Consider the following 5747-nt stretch of genomic DNA (forward strand, 5'->3'; position numbering starts at 1 on the left):
CGCCGCCGCCGCGAGCCCCGCGGCGACCGCGACCAGCAGCACCGCCACGAGCGCGGACGCGGCCGGCCGTACGACACGGTGGACGGCCTCCCAGCCGCGGGGGAGGGGCGTACGGCGGGACGCCAGCAGGGCGATGAGGAGGATGCCGGCCGACCAGCCGAGGCCGCCCAGCAGGGTCGGCGCCGTGTCCACCGTGAAGCCGACCGCCGCCTTCGCCTTGACCAGGTCGCTGATCTTGCCGGGCAACAGCCCACCGATGTCACCGATGTCGCCGATCCCGGGGATGTTCACCCCGCCGCCGCTACCGCCGCCGCCCGTGAGTTTGTCGAGGCCCAGCTTGCTCCCGTCGATCGTGATGACGTCGTGCCCGGCCCACGCAAGCCCGCCGAGCATCGCCACGAAGAGCGCGATCACCGAGCCCGCGCGCGCGAGGAGTTCGGCCGGGGCGATCACAACTCCCGCCGCCCGCAGGGATCGTAGGAAGAAGTACGAAAGAAGCAGTGCTCCCACCAGGCTCACGCCCAACGGTGTGATCGTCACGGCCGTGTTCGCCTGGGCGCCGGTCAGGCCGAAGGCGGAGACGTCGCCGGTCGGGGTGACCGAACCGCCCGCGCCGAGCGCCACCACCGCCGCGGTCATCGGGCCGAGCGAACCCGTCGCGTCGGCGCCCAGCAGGTGCAGGCCGAGCGCGGCCGTGCCCGCCATCCCGATCAGCGCCCAGCTCACCGCGGCGATCGCGGACAGCAGGACGTCGCCCCAGGGCACCCTCGTGTCGTAGCTCGCCGTCCTGACACTCGTCGCTGAGTTCATGGCAGACCCCCCGATCCGCGGCACGGTGCGGACATCACGCATGTCCCCCTCGCGTGGATTACCACTCTCCGGGTCGGTTTCAACCCCGTCAACGGAACCGGCGGAAGCGTGCGGACGTGGTCTTCACAAGGTCCGACTTTCGGTCAGGGGGTGCAGCCTGAAATAGTTCCCGACGATGTTCGCCATCCCTAGACTCCCTCTGTGATGGGGGTAACTCGGGGGACTACTCAGTGGGGCATGGAGTGCCGGAACTCGTACTGGAATTGAATGGACGGACCTGGACGCTCGACTCGTCCAGGCCCTACACCCTCGGACGTGATCCGCAGGGGGACATCGTGGTCGACGACGCCAGGGTCTCCTGGCGCCACGCCACGATCAGCTGGGGCGGCCGGAGTTGGGTCATCGACGACCACGGCAGCACCAACGGCACGTTCGTGCAGGGCCAGCGCATCCATCAGATGGAGATCGGCCCCGGCTCGTCCGTGCATCTGGGCAACGCGACCGACGGCCCGCGCCTGAGCCTGTCCGCCGCCGCGGCCCCGGTCGCCGCTCCGCAGCCGCAGCAACAGCCGTACGCGGCACAGGGCGCGGGCCCCGGCTGGGCACAGCAGGCCCCGCAGCAGGCAGCTCCGCGGCAGACGCCCGAGCAGCAGCGTTTCCAGCCGCCGGCCGCCGCAGGGGGCATTCCGCCGCAGCAGGGATCCGGCGTCGGCGCGGGGGCGCCGCCGGTCTACGGCGACCGCAGCCCGACCACGTTCCACCAGTTCTCGCTGGACCGCGTGATGCGCATCGGCCGTGCGCTGGAGAACGAGTTGGTGGTCTCCGACCTCCAGGTCTCGCGCCACCACGCCGAGTTCCACGCGACGCTCGACGGCCGCTTCGAGATCCGTGACCTCGGCTCGCACAACGGCACGTACGTCAACGGCCAGCCGATCACCAAGGGCGGCTCGGCGCTGCTCGGCCCGAACGACATCGTCGGCGTCGGCCACTCGACGTTCCGGCTGGTCGGGGACCGGCTCGAGGAGTTCGTCGACACCGGTGAAGTCTCCTTCTCCGCCCGGCACTTGACCGTCGAGGTCGACGGCGGCAAGCAGATCCTCAAGGACGTCTCCTTCGGCGTACCGGAGAAGTCGCTGATCGCGGTCATCGGCCCGTCGGGCTCCGGCAAGTCGACCCTGCTCAAGGCGCTCACCGGCTACCGGCCCGCCAACCAGGGCGACGTCCTCTACGACAACCGCAACCTCTACAAGCAGTTCGCCGAGCTGCGCCAGCGCATCGGTCTGGTCCCGCAGGACGACATCCTGCACAAGGAACTGACCGTCAAGAAGGCCCTCAAGTACGCGGCCAAGCTGCGCTTCCCCGCCGACACCACCGGCGACGAGCGCGAGTCCCGCATCGACGAGGTGCTGCGCGAGCTGAAGCTCGACATCCACAAAGAGAAGAAGATCACCTCCCTCTCCGGCGGCCAGCGCAAGCGCGTCTCGGTCGCCCTGGAACTCCTCACCAAGCCCTCGCTGATCTTCCTCGACGAGCCCACCTCGGGCCTCGACCCGGGCATGGACCGCGATGTCATGCAGCTGCTGCGCGGCCTCGCCGACGACGGCCGCACGGTCCTCGTCGTCACCCACTCCGTGGCCGAACTGGCGATCTGCGACAAGCTGTTGGTGATGGCCCCCGGCGGCGCCGTCGCCTACTTCGGCCCGCCGGAGGAGGCACTGAACTTCTTCGGCTACGACACCTGGGCCGACGTGTTCTCCGCCTTCGAGAACTACCGCGACTACGACTGGGCCGGCCGCTGGAAGGGTTCGCAGCACTACCAGATGTACGCCGCGGACATCGACGCGATCGCACCACAGTCCGTACAGATGCCGCCGATGCAGGCCATGAAACCGCCGAAGCCACAGGGCTGGATGTCGCAGTTCGTCACGCTGGTGCGCCGCTATGTCGCGGTGATCGCCTCCGACAAGGGCTTCCTCGCCCTGATGGTGATCCTGCCGGGCGTCCTGGGCGCGGTGAGCCTGCTCATCGACTCGGGCAACAGCCTGCTGCCCAACCCGCCCCGGGCGAACGGCACCATCATCCCGAACGGCACGGCCACCACGGTCCTGCTGATCCTCGCGGTCGGCGCCTGCTTCGCCGGCGCGGCCAACTCCGTCCGTGAGCTGATCAAGGAACGGGTCATCTACGAACGGGAGCGCGCGACCGGGCTGTCCCGTTCCGCGTACCTGATGTCCAAGGTGTTCGTGCTCGGTGTGATCACCGCGCTGCAGGGTCTGATGGTCGGTGTCATCGGCTTCGCCGGCCGGGAGATCCCCAAGCAGGGCCTGGTCCTCGGCAGTCAGACCATGTTCGAACTCTGCATCCCGATCATGGGTCTCGGCTTCACCGCGATGATGTTCGGCCTGATCATCTCCGCGCTGGTGAAGACGTCCGAGAAGACCATGCCGCTGCTGGTCATGTTCGCGATCATCCAAGTCGTGTTCACCGGCTGCCTGTTCACCCTGAACGGCTCGATCGGCGTCAACCAGTTCTCGTACCTGATGCCGTCGCGCTGGGCGGTCGGCGCCGCGGGCGCCACGCTGGACTTCAACAAGATCAGCCCGCCCAAGCCCGGCGACGCCACCGACCCGCTGTGGGAGCACACCGTCGGCGCCTGGGGCATGGACATGGCCGCCCTGATCGCCCTCGGCATCATCTGCGGCTTCTTCGTGGCCCGCTTCCTGCGCCGCCACGAGCCCGAGGTCATGCGCAAGTAGTTCGTTCGCTACGACGCCGAAGGGCGGCACCCCTCACACGGGTGCCGCCCTTCGGCGTCGATACCGAGACCCAGAGGTCCGCCGGAGGCCTCGGTACGCGTCTCAGTACGCGCTGTTGACGTTGTCGATCGAGCCGTACCGGTCGGCCGCGTAGTTCGCCGCGGCGGTGATGTTCGCGACCGGGTCGTAGATGCTCATCGAGGTCCCGGAGACGTGGTACGCGTTGAACGTCGGCTGGATGACCTGGAGCAGACCGATCGACGGGGTGCCGTTGACGGCGTTGACGTCCCAGCCGTTGACGGCGCTCGGGTTGCCCGAGGACTCCCGCATGATGTTCTTGTACAGGCCGTTGTACGAGCCCGGTATGCCCTTCTGCTTCATGATCGCCAGGGCGTGGTTGATCCAGCCGTTGAGGTTGTTGGCGTACGTCGTCGCGGCGACGGGCTGGATCTTCGGGCGCTCGGCGGAGCGGCTCGCGGCCTTCTTGGCCTTGCGGGCGGCCTCCGCCTTCTTCTTGGCGGCGGCTTCGGCGGCGGCCTTCTTCTTCGCGGCGGCGTCCGCCCTGTCCTTCGCCGCCTTCGCCTTCGCGTCGGCCTTCGCCTGGATCGCCTCGGTCTTCACACTGGCACCGGCGAGCTGGTCGGTGACGCTGGCCTTGACGCCCTTGATGGGCTCCGTGCTGTACGCCACCTTCGCCGAGGACGCGGCGTCGCTGGTGGTCGTCCCCGCGTCGCCGGGCACCGCCGAGAAGGCGAGGGCGGCGGCGCCGAGCGTGGCGACACCGGCGAGCGCGATCTTGTGCTGCTTCGTCAGCTTGTTCAGCTTGGTCAGACGACTATGACCAGGAGTGTTGATGTTCTTGGGCATGGCGGGTGGACCTCTTCGAATTGCGCGGAGGTCGCTCTTCGGTCCGGCGGGGACGCGGGTGCTTCCGGCACAAACGCCGCGGACGGGATCCGCGGCGCTGAGCGACGGCTGCAATTCTTAGCGGCCGCAAAAACCCCTGGCAAAGGTGTGACGTACGATCCCGGGTAGTGGACCGGCACAGGTCAAAACGGGACAGACAGGGCCGTCTGTCCCGCTCAAGCGGGTCGGGTTTATCTCCTATGTGTCCTAGTACGTGATCTGCGCCCTATGTGCGGGCTCACATCGCCCGCGCTCCGACCTCACCCGCAGTTGCGGGAGCAACGCACCGCGTGAGGGTCCTCCTCCGGGAGGATGAGATGCACGTCCCCGAACTCGTGCCACAGGTAGAGCCCCCGCAACGCCTCCTCGTAACTGCGATCGACAGCGGCCCGCCCGGCGACCGCCTCCAGCATCAGCAGATGCGAGGCCTCCGGCTCGTGCAGCCCCGTCAACAGCCCGTCCACCACCCGCACCCCCCGCTCCGGGGTGACGACGAGATCCGTCCACCCGGCACGCGCGCGTACGACCCCGTCCTCCCCGGCGGCGGACTCCACTGCCCGCACGGCCGTGGTCCCCACCGCGATCACCCGCCCGTCCCCCGCGCGGGCGGCATTGATCAACCGGGCCGACACCTCCGACACCGCGAACCGCTCCGGATACGGCGGCTCGTGCACCTCGGCCGACGCCACCCCCGTGTGCAGGGTGATCGGCGCGAACTGCACGCCCCGACTCACCAGCTCCGCCACGAGCCGCGCGGTGAAGGGCCGTGCGGCACTGGGCATCTCCGCACTGCCGGCCCCGTCCTCGGGCGGCAACGAGAACACCGTCTGATAGACGGAGAGGGGCTGATCCCGCTCCGTATAGGAGTAGCGAATGGGCCGCCCGTGCTCCCGCAACAACGCGAGCACGCCTGCTCCCGACCTCCCTGAGCCCGATGTCTCCGACTCCGGTACGGCGGCGTCCGATGTCTCCGACTCCGGTACCTCGGCGTCCGATGCCTCCGACTCCCGTACCTCGGCGTCCGACGTCTCCAGGTCCGACACCTTTGGGCGTGACACGTCCGGCTCCAGGGCGCCCCTCCCGGGCATAAGCCTCGGTACTGCCGGCTTCGGGGCTTCCGTCCCGGGCATCGGCGTCGGTGCTCCCGGCTTCAGGGCTTCCGTCCCAGGCACGGGCCCCGGTGCTCCCGGCCCAAAGCCCCCGGCCCTGATGCTCCCGGCCCCGATGCCGCAGCCTCGGCCGTTCCTGGATCAGCCCCTCCGGTCCCTGGCACCC

3 protein-coding genes and 1 pseudogene are annotated in these 5747 nt (G+C 69.1%); 1 reads left to right on the forward strand and 3 read right to left on the reverse strand.

Annotated elements, in window-relative coordinates; all coding sequences use genetic code 11:
- Window positions 1-810, reverse strand: an 810-nt coding sequence (locus tag JHN63_RS46650; protein ID WP_234478742.1) for a streptophobe family protein, incomplete at its 3' end; no start/stop codon positions are given.
- A 242-nt stretch (window positions 811-1052) separates the two neighbouring features.
- On the opposite strand from JHN63_RS46650, the gene JHN63_RS46655 reads away from it, so the two are divergent.
- Window positions 1053-3566 (forward strand): FHA domain-containing protein, encoded by a 2514-nt coding sequence (locus JHN63_RS46655; RefSeq protein WP_200691205.1) that lies wholly within the window; start codon window positions 1053-1055, stop codon window positions 3564-3566.
- Window positions 3567-3668: 102 nt separating this feature from the next.
- On the opposite strand, the gene JHN63_RS46660 is transcribed toward JHN63_RS46655, so the two are convergent.
- Complete coding sequence (locus JHN63_RS46660; RefSeq protein ID WP_200691206.1) at window positions 3669-4433, reverse strand: transglycosylase SLT domain-containing protein; 765 nt, start codon at window positions 4431-4433, stop codon at window positions 3669-3671.
- Between the two features lie 299 nt (window positions 4434-4732).
- Window positions 4733-5383, reverse strand: a pseudogene (locus JHN63_RS46665) (S-adenosylmethionine:tRNA ribosyltransferase-isomerase); the annotation flags it as partial.
- Window positions 5384-5747 lie beyond the last annotated feature (364 nt).

Origin of the sequence: Streptomyces sp. MBT65 (assembly GCF_016612545.1) — a bacterium.
Classification (GTDB): domain Bacteria; phylum Actinomycetota; class Actinomycetes; order Streptomycetales; family Streptomycetaceae; genus Streptomyces.

What these genes read in the sequence shown, in the direction of transcription:
- JHN63_RS46660 (WP_200691206.1), bottom strand. Translation starts at nt 4,433, where the DNA reads ATGCCCAAGAACATCAACACTCCTGGTCATAGTCGTCTGACCAAGCTG.